The sequence below is a fragment of the Kutzneria sp. NPDC051319 genome (genome assembly GCF_040682195.1).
In the GTDB taxonomy this organism is placed as follows: domain Bacteria; phylum Actinomycetota; class Actinomycetes; order Mycobacteriales; family Pseudonocardiaceae; genus Kutzneria.
The window spans coordinates 28,638-44,965 of the sequence record NZ_JBFBAM010000046.1 but is presented as its reverse complement, the minus strand read 5'-3'; the positions used below and the strand labels follow the sequence as shown (position 1 = coordinate 44,965).

22 protein-coding genes are annotated in these 16,328 nt (G+C 70.5%); 7 read left to right on the top strand and 15 right to left on the bottom strand.

Annotated elements, in window-relative coordinates:
* Positions 1-174: 174 nt before the first annotated feature.
* Positions 175-915, bottom strand: coding sequence for a dienelactone hydrolase family protein (locus AB0M73_RS33360; RefSeq protein ID WP_363899187.1), 741 nt, complete (start codon positions 913-915; stop codon positions 175-177).
* Between the two features lie 73 nt (positions 916-988).
* Between AB0M73_RS33360 and AB0M73_RS33355 the strand changes: the two genes are divergently transcribed.
* Positions 989-1,546, top strand: coding sequence for a TetR/AcrR family transcriptional regulator (locus tag AB0M73_RS33355; protein ID WP_363899184.1), 558 nt, complete (start codon positions 989-991; stop codon positions 1,544-1,546).
* Positions 1,547-1,825: 279 nt separating this feature from the next.
* Positions 1,826-2,611 (top strand): glycoside hydrolase family 75 protein, encoded by a 786-nt coding sequence (locus tag AB0M73_RS33350; RefSeq protein ID WP_363899181.1) that lies wholly within the window; start codon positions 1,826-1,828, stop codon positions 2,609-2,611.
* Between the two features lie 89 nt (positions 2,612-2,700).
* Here the strand turns inward: AB0M73_RS33350 and AB0M73_RS33345 are convergent, their stop codons facing one another.
* The gene (locus AB0M73_RS33345; protein ID WP_363899178.1) at positions 2,701-3,108 is read right to left on the bottom strand and encodes a VOC family protein; all 408 of its coding nucleotides are present in this window, start codon (positions 3,106-3,108) and stop codon (positions 2,701-2,703) included.
* A 63-nt stretch (positions 3,109-3,171) separates the two neighbouring features.
* Between AB0M73_RS33345 and AB0M73_RS33340 the strand changes: the two genes are divergently transcribed.
* On the top strand, positions 3,172-4,131 hold the full coding sequence (locus AB0M73_RS33340) for a YafY family protein (protein ID WP_363899175.1): 960 nt from the start codon (positions 3,172-3,174) through the stop codon (positions 4,129-4,131).
* A gap of 71 nt (positions 4,132-4,202) precedes the next feature.
* Positions 4,203-4,994, top strand: coding sequence for a maleylpyruvate isomerase family mycothiol-dependent enzyme (locus tag AB0M73_RS33335; protein WP_363899172.1), 792 nt, complete (start codon positions 4,203-4,205; stop codon positions 4,992-4,994).
* Between the two features lie 108 nt (positions 4,995-5,102).
* On the opposite strand, the gene AB0M73_RS33330 is transcribed toward AB0M73_RS33335, so the two are convergent.
* The 8 genes from AB0M73_RS33330 to AB0M73_RS33295 all read right to left on the bottom strand — a co-directional run bounded on the left by AB0M73_RS33330 (position 5,103) and on the right by AB0M73_RS33295 (position 11,478).
* Positions 5,103-5,279: a CsbD family protein gene (locus tag AB0M73_RS33330; RefSeq protein WP_063753648.1), complete on the bottom strand. Its 177-nt coding sequence runs from the start codon at positions 5,277-5,279 to the stop codon at positions 5,103-5,105.
* Positions 5,280-5,386: 107 nt separating this feature from the next.
* A complete protein-coding gene (locus AB0M73_RS33325) occupies positions 5,387-5,854 on the bottom strand; it encodes a hypothetical protein (RefSeq protein WP_363899169.1) in 468 nt (155 codons plus the stop codon).
* Between the two features lie 40 nt (positions 5,855-5,894).
* Positions 5,895-7,337 carry an MFS transporter gene (locus tag AB0M73_RS33320; protein WP_363899166.1) on the bottom strand — a complete coding sequence of 481 codons (1,443 nt, stop codon included), beginning with the start codon at positions 7,335-7,337 and terminating at the stop codon, positions 5,895-5,897.
* Positions 7,338-7,367: 30 nt separating this feature from the next.
* On the bottom strand, positions 7,368-8,177 hold the full coding sequence (locus AB0M73_RS33315) for a VOC family protein (RefSeq protein WP_363899163.1): 810 nt from the start codon (positions 8,175-8,177) through the stop codon (positions 7,368-7,370).
* A complete protein-coding gene (locus AB0M73_RS33310) occupies positions 8,170-8,808 on the bottom strand; it encodes a diguanylate cyclase/phosphodiesterase (protein WP_363899160.1) in 639 nt (212 codons plus the stop codon). The genes AB0M73_RS33315 and AB0M73_RS33310 overlap by 8 nt, the downstream gene beginning before the upstream one ends.
* Before the next feature lie 43 nt (positions 8,809-8,851).
* Positions 8,852-10,393 carry a sodium:proton antiporter gene (locus AB0M73_RS33305; protein ID WP_363899157.1) on the bottom strand — a complete coding sequence of 514 codons (1,542 nt, stop codon included), beginning with the start codon at positions 10,391-10,393 and terminating at the stop codon, positions 8,852-8,854.
* A 153-nt stretch (positions 10,394-10,546) separates the two neighbouring features.
* A complete protein-coding gene (locus AB0M73_RS33300) occupies positions 10,547-11,110 on the bottom strand; it encodes a manganese efflux pump (RefSeq protein WP_363899154.1) in 564 nt (187 codons plus the stop codon).
* Positions 11,107-11,478 (bottom strand): hypothetical protein, encoded by a 372-nt coding sequence (locus AB0M73_RS33295; RefSeq protein ID WP_363899151.1) that lies wholly within the window; start codon positions 11,476-11,478, stop codon positions 11,107-11,109. The genes AB0M73_RS33300 and AB0M73_RS33295 overlap by 4 nt, the downstream gene beginning before the upstream one ends.
* A 220-nt stretch (positions 11,479-11,698) precedes the next feature.
* On the opposite strand from AB0M73_RS33295, the gene AB0M73_RS33290 reads away from it, so the two are divergent.
* Complete coding sequence (locus tag AB0M73_RS33290; RefSeq protein WP_363899148.1) at positions 11,699-13,297, top strand: FAD-dependent monooxygenase; 1,599 nt, start codon at positions 11,699-11,701, stop codon at positions 13,295-13,297.
* Positions 13,298-13,364: 67 nt separating this feature from the next.
* Entirely contained in the window at positions 13,365-13,805 is a 441-nt protein-coding gene (locus AB0M73_RS33285; RefSeq protein WP_363899145.1) for an ATP-binding protein, read from the top strand.
* A 13-nt stretch (positions 13,806-13,818) separates the two neighbouring features.
* Here AB0M73_RS33285 and AB0M73_RS33280 read toward each other — a convergent pair whose 3' ends face one another.
* Positions 13,819-14,067, bottom strand: coding sequence for a hypothetical protein (locus tag AB0M73_RS33280; protein ID WP_363899142.1), 249 nt, complete (start codon positions 14,065-14,067; stop codon positions 13,819-13,821).
* Positions 14,064-14,204: a hypothetical protein gene (locus tag AB0M73_RS33275; RefSeq protein WP_363899139.1), complete on the bottom strand. Its 141-nt coding sequence runs from the start codon at positions 14,202-14,204 to the stop codon at positions 14,064-14,066. Before AB0M73_RS33275 ends, AB0M73_RS33280 begins: the two co-directional genes overlap by 4 nt.
* Positions 14,205-14,278: 74 nt before the next feature.
* On the opposite strand from AB0M73_RS33275, the gene AB0M73_RS33270 reads away from it, so the two are divergent.
* Complete coding sequence (locus AB0M73_RS33270; RefSeq protein ID WP_363899136.1) at positions 14,279-14,542, top strand: hypothetical protein; 264 nt, start codon at positions 14,279-14,281, stop codon at positions 14,540-14,542.
* Here AB0M73_RS33270 and AB0M73_RS33265 read toward each other — a convergent pair.
* From AB0M73_RS33265 to AB0M73_RS33255, 3 genes are all read right to left on the bottom strand, one after another.
* The gene (locus AB0M73_RS33265) at positions 14,536-15,291 is read right to left on the bottom strand and encodes a GAF and ANTAR domain-containing protein (RefSeq protein ID WP_363899133.1); all 756 of its coding nucleotides are present in this window, start codon (positions 15,289-15,291) and stop codon (positions 14,536-14,538) included. The two genes, AB0M73_RS33270 and AB0M73_RS33265, sit on opposite strands and share 7 nt — an antisense overlap.
* Positions 15,292-15,504: 213 nt before the next feature.
* Positions 15,505-15,858: a hypothetical protein gene (locus tag AB0M73_RS33260; RefSeq protein WP_363899130.1), complete on the bottom strand. Its 354-nt coding sequence runs from the start codon at positions 15,856-15,858 to the stop codon at positions 15,505-15,507.
* A 129-nt stretch (positions 15,859-15,987) separates the two neighbouring features.
* Complete coding sequence (locus tag AB0M73_RS33255) at positions 15,988-16,275, bottom strand: hypothetical protein (RefSeq protein WP_363899127.1); 288 nt, start codon at positions 16,273-16,275, stop codon at positions 15,988-15,990.
* Positions 16,276-16,328: the final 53 nt, after the last annotated feature.

The following is a 16,328-nucleotide window of genomic DNA, read 5'->3' as shown; positions in this document are numbered from 1 at the left end:
GCTCGACCGGACGCACCTCCCACGAAGGACGACAACCGCGACCCGATCTGGGCCGACTTCGGCTCCCAGATGCTGTACGGCCTGATCAACCCCTGACCGAGCCCGTCACGCCGCGACGAGGACCTCCCTCGGACTCCCCTGGCCCAGCCCCACACCTCGGCGAACCGGTGCCATTCATCGGTTTCCGCCGGCGGCGGCGCTCGCTTCGAGGTGCTCGTGGAAGAAGCCGACGATGCGCTCCCGGGCGAGCTTCGCCGACTCCTCGTGCAGGCCGGCGCCGAGCAGTTTGGTCAGCACGAGGAAGATCCTTGGGATGTCGCCGGGGTGGTGGTCGTTGAGGAACCCGTGCCCCGCCTCCGGGTACTCCGTGATGTCGTGGACGACGCCATTCGCGGTCAACGCCGATTCCAGCTTGGCCGCCGCGCCACGCAGCTGGCCGTCCCTGCCGCCGAAGCTGCCCACGATCGGGCACGCTCCATCCAGGAAGCTCGTGGCGTCCTCGGGCACGGTGCCGTAGTTGACGCTGGAGGCGTCGAAGCCGTGGCCGGGCGCCAGCAGCAACGAGAACGCGCCGCCGAGGCAGTAGCCGATCACGCCGATCCGGCCGGTGCAGTCCGCGCGGCCGGCCAGCCACCGCCGGGTCGACTCGACGTCGTCGAAGGCGCGGCCGTGCCGGTCACGCAGGTTGCGGAAGATCGACCGCAGGCAGGCCACCCGGCCGCCCCAGTGCATCAGGTTCGGCGCCACGGCGAGGAAGCCCGCGCCGGCCAGCCAGTCGGCCTGCGCCTTGACGTCCGGCGTGAACCCGAAGACGTCGTGGATCACCACCACCGCCGGCCACGGCCCCGGGCCGCTGGGCACCGCCAGGTAGCCGGGCATGGCGCCCCGGTCGGTCTCGATCGTCACCTCGGCCACGGCCGCCTCCGCTCGTTGTGTCAGTGACTGACGCTACCACGTAGTGTCAGTCACTGACGGGTAGGCTGAGGCCGTGCCCCGCAGCGGAGAAGACGTGCGTCGACGCCTCCAGGAAGCCGCCCTCGCCCTGTACCGCGAGCGCGGCTACGACGCCGTCACCGCGGCGGAGATCGCCGCCGCGGCCGGCGTCACGGAGCGCACCTTCTTCCGCCACTTCCCGGACAAGCGCGAGGTGCTGTTCGGCGGCCAGGACGTCGTCGCCGCGGCGTTGGCGCGGGCCATCGCCGAGGTGCCCGACGCCACCGCGCCCATGGCCGTGCTGGGAGAGGCCTTCCGGGCCATGCGGCCCGTGCTGGAGGTCAACCGGCCCTTCGCCGCGCCCCGCGCCGAGCTCATCGCGTCGATACCGGCGCTGCGGGAGCGAGAACTGGCCAAGATCGCCACGATTCAGGACGCCGCCGCCCGCGCCCTGGCCGCCCGGGGCATCCCGGACCGGCAGGCCGTGCTCGCGGCCCAGATCGGCGCGGCAACCTTCGGCCTGGCCATCCAGGAGTGGATGTCCGATTCCGCCGCCGATTTCGACTCGCTGCTGGCCAGGGCCTTCCAGGACGTCCGCGAGCTCGTGCGCTGACGCGCCGGTAGCCCGACAGGCCTCGCGCGGCCGGCCCCGCCCCGTGACCCGACCGGACCTCGCGCGCCGACGCGACGACCCCGACCCGGCCCGGCAGATCTCCGCCAATTCGCGGAAATCCGGTCGCATCACCCCCGCCACCAGCCCGAGCTGTCCCCTATGCCCGGATTTGGCCGGCGCCGGTCGAATTTTGTGAAAGTTGATCACGTGACAGGGGTCACCCGTGGTGCTTCAATGCGTTAGGAAAGTTTCCTAACGATACGTGGAGGCCCTGCAGCCATGTCATCCCCCCGCACGCGCTTAGCCGTGGTAGTCGCGGCGCTGGCGCTCGCCACGCCACTCGCCGTCAACTCGGCCGAGGCCGCCACCGCGGACTTCGCCGACGCGTCCGTCTCCTCGGCCGCCGCCGCCCCGGCGTACACCGCCGCCGAGGTCCTGGCCGGCGTCAAGAAGAACAGCACGACCGCGAACAAGGTCAACTCGAAGCCCCACATCAACACCATGACCCGGTCGCAGAACGTGAACGTGTACCAGGTGGCGACGGGCGTCTACGCCTACAGCTCCAGCCTGGCCGTCGACGACGACGGCAGCGACCCGGACAACGACCCGGACCACCAGGACGAGACGACGTTCCAGGACAGCAACGGCAAGCAGCTGGCCGCGCACCACGTCCCGTTCTACGTCCTGGGCGACGACTGCTGGGACCGCAAGTCCCCGTGCCCGCACTTCTTCTACAAGGAACACGGCATCAAGGGCCGGCAGTTCGCTCTGATGTTCTACAAGAGCAAGGTCATCGGCGCGATCTTCGGCGACACCCAGACCGGCAACTCGCAGACCACCTCGGACAACGACTCCCGTGAGCTCGGCGAGGCGTCGGTCAAGGCGGCCTCCTCGCTCGGCATCCCGAGCAGCGGCACGTCCGGCGGTGTCGACAACGGCGTGACCGTCGTGATCTTCTCGGGCGCGTCCTGGATCGTGAACGGCAGCAACGCCAACCTGAACGCCAACGCCCAGGCCATGGTCCAGAAGGCGCTGGACACCCTCGGCGCGAGCATGAAGCCGTAGTATTCGCGATAGATCGACACTGAGCGCGATCACCACCCTGACGTCGGCGGCGGCGAGCATGGCGGTGATCGCGTTCTTTTATGCCCGGCTCAGCGTCCGAACTTCGCGACGGCCTCCGGCGTCACGGGGGTGAACAGGTTGACGAGGTTGTCGTCGGGGTCGCGCACCAGCAGGGAGCGGTTGCCCCAGGGCATGGTCGTCGGCTCGGCGACGACACAGGTGTCGACCTGCCGGATCCGGTCGTACTCGGCGTCCACGTCGTCGACCAGGAACTCGATGATCGCCGACCGGTTGGCCGCGGGGACGGCGGAGCCCGCCCCGAACAGCGCCACGGTCCGGGTGCTGCCGATCGCCAGGGTGCCGGCCGGGGTGGCCAGCTCGGCGAAGTCGGGGGTCGCCCAGGCGGCCGGCACGCCGGTGACCCGCTCGTAGAACGCGACAAGGCGGGCGACGTCGTCGGTGATCAGGCGGCTCGACACGAGGGTGTTGGTGGTCATGTCGAGCACGCTAGGACCGATACCGGACAGGATCCGCCCGGTATCCGCGCGATACTGGCCAATGTGACGCGACCAACCGCCCGGGTGCTCGCCCTGCTGGAGATCCTCCAGTCAGGCGGCACCCGCACCGTGGCCGAGCTGGCGCAGCGGCTGGGCGTCGACGAGCGCACGGTCCGCCGCTACGTCGTCCACCTGACCGACCTCGACATTCCGGTTCGGTCCGTGCGCGGCCGCTACGGCGGCTACCGCCTCGCGCCCGGCTTCCGCATGCCGCCCCTCATGCTCACCGACGAGGAGGCGCTGGCCGTGCTGCTCGGCCTCATCGCCGGCCGTCGGGCGGGGCTGGCGACCAGCTCCGTCGCGGCCGCCGAGAGCGCCGCGGCCAAGATGCGCCGCACCCTCCCGGAAGCGTTGGGACGGCGGTTGGACGCCCTGCTGGAGAACGTCGAATTCACCCAGCGGCCCCGCCCGTCGGCCGCGTCCGAGACGACCGTGTTGTTGCTGCTGGCCGAGGCCGCGCGGGACCGCACGCCGGTCGCCATCGACTACACCGCCGCCGACGGCCGCCGCACCGAGCGCGTCCTGCACCCGTACGGGATCGTCGCCCATTCCGGACGCTGGTACGTCACCGGTGCGGACTCCGTGAGCGGCGAGACCCGCACCTTCCGGCTGGACCGCGTCACCGCCCCTCGGCTGCTGGCCGGCGCCTTCGCCCCACCGGACGGCTTCGAGCCCGCCGACCACGTCCTGTCCGGGCTCGCGCGGATCCCCTATCGGCACGAGATCTCCCTGCGGGTACAAGGAACCGCCGACCAGGTAGCCGCCGCGTTCCCGCTCGGAATCGCCGCCGTGCAGGACATCGCCGACGACGGCTGGGTGGGCGTGCGGATGCGGGCCGAGCGCCTGGACTGGGTGCCGGGCCTGCTCGCCGGCCTCGGCCTCCCCTTCGCCGTCGAAGGCCCGGACGCCCTGCGCACCCTCGTCCGTGCCCTGGCCGAACGCCTCGCCGCCGCTGCCGGCTGATCCACCGGGCGTTCCAGTTCCGGGCCACCGCTGCGAGGTCCTGCCCGGCGGCCAGGTGGCAGAGTGAGGCCATGGACTACGTGCCCCACTTCCGGCGGGAGATCGCGGCCCTGGAGGACGCGGTGCGCCGCGCCGCCGATGCCGCTCCTCCCGTCCCGTCCTGCCCCGGCTGGTCGATGTCGGACCTGCTGGCGCACCTGGGCCACGTGCACCGATACGTGATCCACGTGATCGAACAACGCGTTGCCGCACCGCCGAACCCGACCGACCGCGCCTTTCTCGACCTCCCCACCGACACGCGCGGCTGGCCCGTCCCGGAGCAGGCGCCGGCTCACGGTCCCGTGCCGACGAGCCTGATCGACTGGTTCGCGGACGGAGCCGCGACGCTGGAATCGTTGTTCAGCAGCCGGAATCCCGACGAACCGGCCTGGACATGGTCGCAGGAGCAGACCGTCGGCTTCTGGGCCCGCATGCAGACCATCGAAGCGGCCGTGCACCGCTGGGACGCCGAAAACGCCCTCGGCACGGCCGAGCCGATCGACGACGAACTCGCGGCGGACGCCATCGAGCAGAACTTCACCGTCATGGCCCCGTTTCGCCGGGCCCGCACCCAGGCCCCACCCGGCCTCGGCGAGCGGATTCGCTTGCGCCGCACCGACGGCGACGACATTTGGACCGTCCACTTCGACGGCGACACCGTGCGTCTCATCGACCGCGCCGAGCCCCGCCACGTCGAACTGATCGGCACCGCCTCGGACCTGATGTTGTTCCTGTGGCAGCGAATCCCGGCCGACGAACTGCTCGGTGTGGTCGGCCCCCGTGCCGTGCTCGACCGCTACTTCACCCTCGTGCCACCGATGTGAGCTGCACTATCTCTCGTCCACCGATTTCGGGTCTACGACAATGGGGCGCTCACGCAAAATGGACCGCCGGCAGAACTGCCGGCGGTCCATTCGGATCAGCGTATGTGATCAGTCCTTCTTGAAGACGTCCTTGACCTTCTCGGCCGCCTCCTTGACCTTGCCCTTGGCCTGGTCCGTCTTGCCCTCGGCCTCAAGGCCGTGGTCGTCGGTGGCACCGCCGACGCCTTCCTTCACCTTGCCCTTGACCTCGTCGGCCTTGGCATCGATCTTGCGCTCGGTGCTCATGACGATCCTTCCCTTGCCTCGCTGTCGGCGATAGAAACTGTGGACTTCCCTGCTCTCCTGAAGGAAGTGGCCACCGAATACCCGACCGCACGTCCGTGAAACATCGGTCAGGGCCGGCCGTGGTGATTCCGGCGGAGCCGCAGGCGCGGGCGGTCGCGTTCGCTGATGGCGTGCGGGAACATCCACATCACGAGAAACAGCCCGAGCAGGCCGATGACCAGGTAGGCCAACGACATGGCGGAGTCGTAGCCGAAGACGCTCTGCCACACGCCGGAACGGCGAGTGGCGGCCGAGACCATGAACAGGATCAGGAACAGCGGCGCCTGCACGCACACGAACACGGATCCGGCGCGGCGGTGCGAAGCGCACACCACCGACGCCAGGCCGGCCGTGGCGACGATACCGGCCAACCCCGTCGGCACCGGCGTGCCGAACACGACAGCGTGACTGCCGCCCAGCCAAGCTGTGACGAGCGCCCAGCCACCGGCCAGCAGAAACACCAGGCCCTGGCCGGCCAGGATCCACCGACCGCGCCGAAACGCGGCAACGTTCGAGTTCTCGCTCCGTGCCGGCATGGTGTCGGATGCCCGCGCACAGCGGACACAAACATGAGGTTTACGCCGCTTGCCGCGGCGCGGGCTCCTCCGCCGACAGCGGGCTCGCGATGTCCTCCAGCGACCGCTGCGCGGCCTCGACGCCGATCAGCAGCTCCAGGACACCGCCGCCCATCATCATCACCGCGCCCAGGTAGTAGCCGGCGGCCACCAGCGTGGTGCTGCCGGTGTCGACCAGGCCGCCGAACAGCACGGGGCCGATGATGCCGCCCAGGCCGGTGCCGACCGAGTAGAACAACGCGATGGCCATCGCGCGGATCTCCAACGGGAAGATCTCCGACACCGTGAGGTAGGCGGCGCTCGCGCCGGCCGAGGCCAGGAAGAAGACGCCGCTCCAGGCGATGGTCAGCGTGGTGGCGGACAACAGCTGCTGCTGGAACAGCACGCCGGTGCCGACCAGCAGCACACCGGAGCCCAGGTAGCTGATCGCGATCATCGTCTTGCGGCCGACGGTGTCGAACAGGCGGCCCAGCAGCACCGGCCCGGCCAGGCTGCCCACGGCCAGCGGGATCAGCCAGCCGCCGACGGACGCCCCGGAGATGCCGAAGAACTTGGCCAGCACCAACGCCTGCGTGAAATAGACGGCGTTGTACAGGAACGCCTGGCCGACGAACAGTCCGAGGCCCAACAGCGTTCGCCTCGGATACGTCTTGAGCAGCGTGCGGGCGACGGCGCCGAAGCCGATGCTGCCGCGCTCGTGCACCTCGATCGTGTCGCGCACCGGTTCCAGTCGCTCGCCGGTCTGCTCGGACACCTGCCGCTCGATGTCGCCGACCAGCTTGTCGGCGTCGGCCGCGCGGCCATGGGTGAACAGCCAGCGCGGGCTCTCCGGGACGTTGCGGCGCACCACCAGGATGCCGACGCCGAGCACCGCGCCGAGGCCGAAGGCCAGCCGCCAGCCCAGGTTCTCCGCGAACAGCCCGGGATTCAGCAGCAACAGCGTCAGCGCCGCGCCGGCGGCCGCGCCCAGCCAGTAGGAGCCGTTCACCAGCAGGTCGATGCGGCCACGAAGTCGCGCCGGCACCAGCTCGTCGATCGCCGAGTTGATGGCCGCGTACTCGCCGCCGACGCCGGCCCCGGTGAAGAACCGCATGATGAAGAACCAGATCGGGGTGAACGAGAACGCCGTCAGCACCGTGGCCGTCAGGTACAGCGCGAGCGTGACGAGGAACAGCTTCTTGCGGCCCAGCCGGTCGGTGAGATAGCCGAAGCCGAGCGAGCCGAGCACCGCGCCGGCGACATAGCAAGAGGCCGCCAGCCCGACCTGGGTCTCGCTCAGGTGCAGCCCGCCGGCCGGGTCGGTCAGCCGCTGCCCCAGCGCGCCGACGATCGTCACCTCCAGCCCGTCGAGGATCCACACCGTGCCCAGCCCGATCAGCACCGTCCAGTGCCACCGGGACCAGGGCAGCCGGTCCATTCTCGCCGGGACGTCCGTGGTCGCCATGGTGGTGGGGCTACCCGGCCGCCGATGATCTCATTCCCGCTGACTCAGCCTCGCCAGACAGAACGGGTGACCATCGGGATCGAGCAGGACACGAACGTCCGGCTGCGGCTGTGTGTCGGCCTGCGTGGCCCCGCACCGTATGGCGTGCTCGCACGCCGCGTCCACGTCGGCGACGTCGAAGTCCAAGTGCGCCGTCATCCGTTGCTCGTCGTCGTCGGCCGGCCAGACCGGGCGGCGGTAGTTCTCGTCGTGGTGGAAGGAAAGCCGCACCCCGGACCTGGTCATCACCGTCACCCAGTGTCCTTTGTCGACCTCGGTCTCCGCGTTCAGCAACCGGCAGTAGAACGCCGCCAGGCCGCTCGGGTCCGGGCTGCTCAACACCACACCGGACAACGTGATCGGGCCCGGCGCGCCCAGCACACGAGTCAGGCTCGCCGCCGTCTTGTCGCCGAGCCTCGCGAACACGATCTTGGCCAGCGGCGCCGCCAACGCCGCCATGCCGTGGAACTCGATGGTGGCGTGATAGGTGACGGTGGCCGTGCCCGGCCGCGACCCCGCCGTCACCACGATGTCGTCGGTCGAGGTCGCGGTGTCGTTGGCGCCGACGAAAACCAGCCGGTCCGGGTCCAGCCGGGTGAGTTCATAACGCAGCTCCGTGGTGATGCCGGCGATCTTGGACACGTTGTGCCAGCACGCACCCACCGCGATCGGCCCCTCGTCCAGGCGGCGACACGACACCGTGCCCGGATCCCATTCGACGGCACGGGAGAAGTCCCGCAGGTAGGCGACCACCGAAGCGGGCGGGGCCGTCACCTGGAACCTGCGCGTGATCTCAACCACGGGACCTACCTCGTGCCGCGAGGATGCAGCGCAACAGCTCCTCGCCGTACGGCAACGCGATCAGGCCGGTGATGGCGGCCGCCACACCCGCCAGGTAGTTGGCCGGCAACGGGCGCTGCTTCCACCGCAGCCGCCACGCGTCCGCTCCCCCGCCGGCCCGCAACAGCTCCCGCACCTGCTTCCAGTGCAGGCAGGCGATCGCCGTCGTTCCCATGAACGGCAACGATTCCAGGAAACTGTGGATGTGCTGCTCGATCGGCCGCACCTCACGGCCGCTGTCCACCGCGGTCTTCACGTCCCACAACGCCGTCGCCTCGTGCGCCGCGACCGACAACGCCATCACGGTCAACACCGCCGGGTTGATCTCGCACAGCAGCACCAACGCGATCGGCGCCCCCACCTCGGCCATCATCAGCAGATGGATCGCTGACTCCTTGACGCCGGCCGTGTGCTGGATGTCGGTGCGGCGATGCTGCCACCAGTCCAGCACACCCGGCACGAACCAGGCCGGCAGCAACACGTACAGCAGATACCGCAGAGTCGCGTCCTCGACATCGCCGACGTTCGCCGGAATCCGCATCGCGGGCCGGCCCGCGATGACGCGCCGCAGCGCTCCCAGTGGTCTGTTCATCACCGCCACCGACTACCCCGAGCGGTCCGCGCCCACACGCCCGTCACGTCGTGTCGACGCTGGCCTGGCGCAGGTCGAGTTCGTGCAGCACGCGGCGCAGCACCTCGTCGTCGATCTCGCCGGAGTCGCGGGCGGCGACGAACACCTTGCGCTCGATGTCGAGCATCGTGCTGAACAGCCGCTGGAACGCCTCGGCGCGCCCGTCCGCCTGGTCTTCCATCCATTCCCGGGCCGTGCCCTGGCGGTGCTCGGCCAGGGATCTGAGCAGCCCGACCACGTGCTCCGGCGTCCGCTCGTCGTCGGCGGCGACCTGCCGGTCCAGCTCCTCGGTGGCGGCGGCCACGGCCTCGTGGCGCACCTTGGCCTCGTCGTCGGCGTCCTCGCGTGCCTCGTCGGCCGGCACGTCGAGCAGCCGGATCAGGCCCGCGAGGGTGGCACCGTGCAGCAGCAACGTGCCGACCGTGATGGCGAAGGTGAACAACAGCACCAGGTCCCGGCCCGGCATCGACGCCGGCGTGGCATAGGCGACGGCCAGCGAGATCACGCCGCGCATGCCCGCCCAGCCCACGACCGCCGTCGCCTTCGGGTCCGGCGGCGGTTGTCCCCGTGACCGCAACGGCGGCAGGTAGGCGACCGGGAAGACCCAGGCCAGCCGCACCAGGACCGTGACCGCCAGCAGCACGCCGGCCGCGCCGACCAGGGTCCAGCTCACGCCGGCCGAGCCGACGATCGTCGGCAGTTGCAGGCCGATCAGCGTGAACACCACCGACTCGAGCAGGACGTCGACCGACCGCCAGACCGCGTTCTCCTGCAACCGGGTGGTGTGCCGGCCGTAGGGCGCCTTGTGTCCCATGAGGACACCGGCCACCGCCACCGCGAGCACACCGGACGCGTTCGCCTGCTCGGCCAGGGCGTAGCAGGCGAACGGCGTCGCCACGCCGATGGCGCTCTCCAGCACCCCGTCGCCGATGTGCAGGCGAATCCGGTGCACGAGGTAGCCGATCACCGCACCGACCAGGCCGCCGACCACCGCCGCGTACAGGAACAGCAGAATTCCTTGCCACCAGGACAATGCGGCGCCCAACGCAACGGCGACCGCGAGCTTCCACAGCGTCAGCGCGGCTGCGTCGTTGCCCAGGCTCTCGCCGGCCAGCAGCGCCATCGCCCGGCGCGGCACGTTCAGCCGGCGGCAGATCGCCATCGCCGCCACCGCGTCGGTCGGCGCGACCAGCGCACCCAGCACGATGGCCGACGCGATCGGGAACTGCGGCAGCACCAGGTGCGCGGTGACACCGACCGCCGCCGTCGTGACGACCACCAAGCCGACCGAGAACAGGCCGATCGGCCGCAGCACGGCGCGGATGTTCACGTACGAACTGTCCAGGGCGGCGGAGTACACCAGCGGCGGCAGCACGAGGGCGAGCATCGCCTCGGGTTCGAGGTGGAAGTCGGGCAGGCCGGGCAGGAAGGAGACACCCAGCCCCACCAGCAGCAACAGCAGCGGCGCCGGCAGCCGCAGCCTCGTGCCGACCGCCCGCACGGCCAGCGCGCCGACCACCAGCACCACCAGCACGGTCGGTGTCACGCCAAACGCCGGCCGTCGGATCCGTCCACGCCAACCGCCCCTCTCTCCCCCGGTTTTCCGAATACCCGTACGAAGCGACGGAAAACCCCCGGAAACCGGAGGCCGGCGGAAGGCGATATCCGATCAGCTCCGCGGTCCCTGTCGATCACTCCGTCAGCCGAGCAGCTGTTCGACCGCCAGCGCGATGCCCATCACCACGAGCACGACGCCGGCGAGGCGTTCGGCAGCTTCCCGGAACCGCTCAGCGATCCGCGCACCCAGCCACAGCCCGAGCTGGGCGGCAATCAGCGCCTGCGCGGCGATACCGACGATCACCGGCACGAGCGGCAGGTGCGACAACCCGAGCCCGAAGCCGACGGCCAGCTCGTCCAGGCTGATGCTCACGCCCAGGCCGAGCAGTGCCACGCCGCGGGCGCTGACCAGCCGCTCGGCCTTCTCCTCCTCGTCGTCTTCGTCGTGCAGGAGCATCCACAGCCCGATCGCGACGACCGCGGCGGCCGCGACGTAGTTCGCGACCGGGCCGATCACGTGCGCCAACGGCGCGCCCAGCGCCAGCCCGACCAGCGGCATACCCGCCTCGAACAGCACGAACAGCCCGGTGAGCCGCCAGCGGGCCGCGGCGGACAGCCGGCCGGCGGCACCGACGGCGGCCGCCACGGCGAACGAATCCAAACCGAGCGGCAGCACGAACCCCAGCAGCGCCAGCACCTGCGTCACGGCTCACCTGGCGGAAAGAACTGGCGGACCGGCAGCAGCAGGCCGACCAGCGACAGCACGATGAAGACGACCTGGTGCACGTGGTCGGTGCCCGGCGGCAGGCCGAAGATCAGATGAGCCAGCCAGAACAGCGGGTAGAACCACAGCGCCGACCAGGCCCATCGCTCCCGACGGCGGAACGGGATCAGCGCGAGCAGCAGCCCGAACATCCCCAGGCCGAACGAGGCCAGCCCATCGGTCCGGTAGAGCAGGCCGTCACCGTCGCTCGGCGGCGCGACGATCACCACCAGACCGAAGCCGAGAATGCCGACGCTGACCGCAGCCAGGCAGATCCAGCTGGCCCGCATGACGCCGTTCCGCTGTCGCACGCGGCGAATCTACCGGCGACCAGCGCGGAGGATAGAAAGGAACACCCTTTCCTCCATGTTCAACGTATAGCGCACGGGGGCTCTTGCGGCAAGACCCGGGTCTTGCCGCAGAATCACCGGCCGTGCCCAGAACCTGCGGAAATGGGAGTTGCGAAGTGCGTGTGTCGTCGACGACCCGGTCGCGTGAGGCCGTGATGCAAGACCGGTCGGAGGACAGCCGATGACGGACGTCGACGTGATCATCGTGGGCGCCGGCCCGACCGGCTTGATGCTGGCCGCCGAGCTGCGCCTGGCCGGAGTGCGACCGGTGGTGCTGGAGCGGCAGCCACGCCTGCGGGAGACCCCGAAGGCCAACGGTTTCTCCGGGCAGATCCTGGAACTGCTGCGCTACCGAGGCCTGCTGGACCGGTTGGAGGCAGCCAGCACCGGCAGCAGTCATCCGGCTCCCGGGTTCCCGTTCGGCGGTGTGCAGGTGGACCTCCAGCACTTGGCGGACTCCCCGTTGCGGGTGCTGGGGCTCCCGCAACCGCGACTGGAGCAGGTGCTCGATGAGCGTGCTCGCGAACTCGGCGCCGAGATCCGCCGCGGACACGAGGTGGTCGGGGTCGGCCAGGACGCCGCCGGGGCGACCGTGGATGCGCGCGGACCAGGTGGGACGTATCGGGTGATCGCCCGATACGTCGTCGGGTGTGACGGCGGGCGCAGCCGCATCCGCGACAGCGCCGGCATCCCGTTCCCTGGCACCACCTATCCGGAGGTCAACCGGCTCGGCCAGGTCACCGTGCCCGACTCGGTGACCGTGCTCGACAACGGCGATCTCGACGTGGCCGGGCTGGGCAGGATCCGCGCGGGCTTCACCCGGACAGACCGCGGCGTGTTCGCGTGCGGGTGGCTCGCCTCCGGGCGCCTGCTCATCCAGACCACCGAGGACGAGCCCGCCGGTGTCGACGATGACACGCCGATGACCCTGGCCGAGCTCCGGGACAGCATCCGCCGCGTGCTCGGCGTGGACCTCCCCTTGGGAGAACCGCTTCGGCTGTCGCGGTACCAGTTCCAGGCTCGACAGGCCGAGCGGTACCGTGACGGGCGGATCCTGCTGGCCGGCGATGCGGGCCACCTGTTCCCCGCCACGGGCATCGGCATCAACACCGGCATGACCGACGCGGTCAACCTCGCCTGGAAGTTGGCCGCGGCCGTCCACGGCTGGGCCCCGGCCGGCCTGCTGGACACCTACCACGACGAACGCCACTTCGCCGGCACACGCGCGCTGCTGCAGACCCAAGCTCAGGTGGCGCTGCGGCGCGGACACGACCCAGCCGCCGAAGCGCTCCGGGAACTCGTCCTGGAACTACTCACGGACGAGCAGCCCTTGCGCCGCATGGGAGCGCTGATCGCCGGCGCCGACATCCGCTACCCGCTCCCCAACCCGAACCACCACGCCCTGGCCGGCGCCTTCGCACCCGACCTCCCCCTGCGCACCGACCACGGCGCCACCAGCGTCGCGGAACTCATGCGCACCGCGCGGCCCATCCTCCTCGACCTCGCCGACCGTCCGGACCTGCGCGAGACGGCCCGGGACTGGCAGCACCGCGTCGACGTCCGCACCGCCGAAACCGACCACCGACCAGCCGATGCCCTCCTGATCCGCCCGGACGGCCACATCGCCTGGGTCGCACCCGCCGACGAACCCACCGATACCGCCGCCGAGCTGCGAGAAGCACTTTCCCGCTGGTTTGGCACACCCCGAAAAACGACAATGCCTGTCATCAGCCTCGGTGCAGGTAGCGCCTTGCGTCACACACGTCCCGACCGGGGTTAGCCGCGGCCCGGTCGGGTAGCCGGTGATGTCGGCGCACGAACAGCGACAACACGGGCAGGGGATTCGGGTGGCAGCCAACCGATCGAGCAAGCCCGTATCCGGGCTTGCCGACCTGCGGTTGAGCAATGTTCCCGCGGTGATCGACGAGCTCACGGCCGTGCGGCACACGGTGACCAGATGGGCCAGCGCGGCCGAGTTGTCGGACGACCAGGTCCAGGACGTGGCGCTCGCGGTGCACGAAGCGCTGACCAACGTCGTCGAGCACGCCTATCACGTGCGCGGCGGCGAGTTCGACCTGCACGCCGCCCAGGATCGCGACAACGTGACGATCACCGTGACCGATCATGGGCAGTGGCAGCCGCCGGCGAATTCCGCGGGAACGCTGCGCGGCCGCGGGCTGATGCTGATCAAGGCGTTAGCCACGGAGTTCGAGCTGCGCCGGCGGCCGGTGGGCACGGTGGTGTGGATGCGCTGGGCACGCCTGGCCATCGGCCCCAGGCTGTCGTGACCATTGTGGACGGTCAGCTGGTGGTGTCGAGAATGACCCGAAACCTGGCCGCCCCGGACGTCATTCGCTCGTAGGCCCTGGGTGGCTCGGCCAGCGGCATCACCTCGACCATCCGCCGCATGCCCTGGGCCCCGCTGAAGGCCACGTTGTCCTCGTTCCGCCCGGCGCTGCCGGTCAGGGTGCCGGCCATCGACCGCGTGCCCAGGACCAGATCCAGCGTCGAGACGGCGATGGGGTCTTCGGTCAGGCCGATCACCGTCAACCGGCCGCCGGCACGGTCGGCAGGCTTCGGTTGGGCAGCAGGTTCTCCACCAGGAACGCGTCGGAGTGGCACACCCCGTCGGCCTCGACCCGGATCCGCACGTGCCCCGCCTCAGGGGCGACCAGCTCCCTCTCCACTCAACGGAATTCCGCGCCCCCGCCACCTCGAACGCTCGATACGTCGGCATCGTCAGCTCCTTCGCGTCGTCAAAATGACCGGTCATCTCTGGCTCCGCCGCCACGAACTGGCCGGCGACGTGCCCCGGGGTCCGCCCAGAGCCCGGCGGAGCCCGATCTCCCAGTGCTGTCCGACCGGCGGCGCGATCGTCGTGCGGGGGCACCGACCACCCCGGCCTGTGCGGCGCGTTCCTCCGTCCAGTGTGGACAGTGCCGATCTCTACTTCGCCCTGCCGGAGTGGGATCCCCACCACGTCATGCTGATGCGCCTGGCCCCGAGCCGGCGCGCCTGCTACTGAGCCTCGCCGGCTTTGGCTCCCGGGACGCGGCCGGTGGCCATGGCGACGAAGCGGCGGGCGACGGTGCGGAGCTTGACGTTGTCGCGCTGCGACTGGGCGACGAGCTCCTGGAAGGCCTGGTCGTCGGTGAGGCCGCGGACGGCCATGAGGATGCCCTTGGCCTGCTCGATCACGGCCCGGGACTCCATCGCGGCCCGCAGCTGCTCGATCTGCTCCTCGGCCATCCGGGCGCGGCCGACGGACTGGAGGGCGGACTGGGCGACCAGGGTGTACAGGAGGAGGAACTGGGCGTCGATCTCCTGGAAGCCGTGCGTGCCGTAGCTGAACAGGTTGACGGCGCCGGCGGCGTGCCGGTCCACGGCGAGCGGGGCGGCCAGGAAGCTGCCGACGCCCAGCTCCCCGGACACGCGGGCGAAGGTCGGCCACAGCTCGGCGGCGTGGGACACCTCGATGCGCACCAGCTGGCCGGTCCGGGCGGCCCGCAGGCAGGGGCCGTCGTCCTCGGCGTACTGGGCGTCGTCGATCTGCCACGCCCGCGGGTCGGTCGAGGCGCCGGTGTACGGCCCGGCCTCGCCCAGGATGGTGATGCTGGCCATGTCCGCGCCCGGCACGACCCCGACCACCTGCTCGGCCACCGCCTGCAGGATCGTCTCCTTGTGCGTGGTCGACACCAGCACGGAGGTCAACGCCTCCAGCGACTCGGCGATCTCCGCCAGCTGATCGGCCCGCAGCGGCACGTCGTCGGTCATCGCGTGATCTCCTCGCGTCGAGCCCGGCCGAGCAGATGACCTCGACCTCGGCGTTCGCCAAAGATGCCTGTCGTGGCCGCTGCCTGCTCAACGCACCCGACCGCGCATGATACCCACTCCGGCCCCCGGTCCGACGTTTAGCTGATCACCAACGTGGTACGTCAGCGGCGGGACGTTGATTTCTAGAGATCACCGCCCCGAGGCCCCGCCGGTTCAGATGGCAGCCGGCGGGGCCGTCCTAACCGCAGAGGGCGCGGACTCCGGTCGCCGGAGGTAGGCCTCGACGCCGTGGAAGGCGAACTCGCCGATGGTGAGGTCGGGGGTGTCCTCGACGCCGGCGAAGGCGCGGCCCAGGCCGCCGCGGGGCACGGCGATGATGTCGACGCTGCCGAGCGAATGGGCCACCACGACCCGGGGCCGGGCCTCGGCGATGGTCTCGGCGACGGTGGCGCGCACGGCCTTGCGGCGCGGAGAGTCCACAGTGGACAGATAGGTGTGCACCTCGTGGCAGAACACCATCGCCAGCCGCCGCGCGGCGTCGCCGTACTTGCGGGTCAACCAGTCCACCGCCTGCCGGACTCGTACCCGCCCCACACCACGTTCAGGTCCGCGGCGATGCGCCCCGACCGGTAGTTGGTGATGCCGTGCACGCCCACGACGCTCATGACGTCCAATCCCCGTTGTGCTGGAACGTGATCACTTCACGACCGGCGCCGACCACCAGGTAGCCGTCGTCGGTGAAGTCCAGGCCGCACCGGCCCCGGCACCGCGATCACCTGCGGCGGCCCGATCTTGTCCACCAGCCAGAACCGCCGACGTCGAGTGGGCCGTCATCGGCGGCGCGTCGGGCGTGGTGACGTTGTACGGCACCGGGTCCGAGGCGCCTGTCGACGACCTGACCGCCCGCCAGGCATCGGTCTCGTCCATCGCGATCAACAGCGCCGTCGGCCAGTTCTGCTTCTGCGCGCTCCGTCGCCAGCTCAATCGCCCGACCGGGGTTACCTGGATCGGCCGGCTGTCACCCGGGTGGCCGCCGA

Bases quoted from the DNA above. Each gene is read 5' to 3' on its own strand.
- AB0M73_RS33350 (WP_363899181.1), top strand. From the start codon at position 1,826: ATGTCATCCCCCCGCACGCGCTTAGCCGTGGTAGTCGCGGCGCTGGCG.
- AB0M73_RS33345 (WP_363899178.1), bottom strand. From the start codon at position 3,108: ATGACCACCAACACCCTCGTGTCGAGCCGCCTGATCACCGACGACGTC.
- AB0M73_RS33335 (WP_363899172.1), top strand. From the start codon at position 4,203: ATGGACTACGTGCCCCACTTCCGGCGGGAGATCGCGGCCCTGGAGGAC.
- AB0M73_RS33330 (WP_063753648.1), bottom strand. From the start codon at position 5,279: ATGAGCACCGAGCGCAAGATCGATGCCAAGGCCGACGAGGTCAAGGGC.
- AB0M73_RS33325 (WP_363899169.1), bottom strand. From the start codon at position 5,854: ATGCCGGCACGGAGCGAGAACTCGAACGTTGCCGCGTTTCGGCGCGGT.
- AB0M73_RS33320 (WP_363899166.1), bottom strand. From the start codon at position 7,337: ATGGCGACCACGGACGTCCCGGCGAGAATGGACCGGCTGCCCTGGTCC.
- AB0M73_RS33310 (WP_363899160.1), bottom strand. From the start codon at position 8,808: ATGAACAGACCACTGGGAGCGCTGCGGCGCGTCATCGCGGGCCGGCCC.
- AB0M73_RS33290 (WP_363899148.1), top strand. From the start codon at position 11,699: ATGACGGACGTCGACGTGATCATCGTGGGCGCCGGCCCGACCGGCTTG.
- AB0M73_RS33270 (WP_363899136.1), top strand. From the start codon at position 14,279: ATGACCGGTCATCTCTGGCTCCGCCGCCACGAACTGGCCGGCGACGTG.
- AB0M73_RS33265 (WP_363899133.1), bottom strand. From the start codon at position 15,291: ATGACCGACGACGTGCCGCTGCGGGCCGATCAGCTGGCGGAGATCGCC.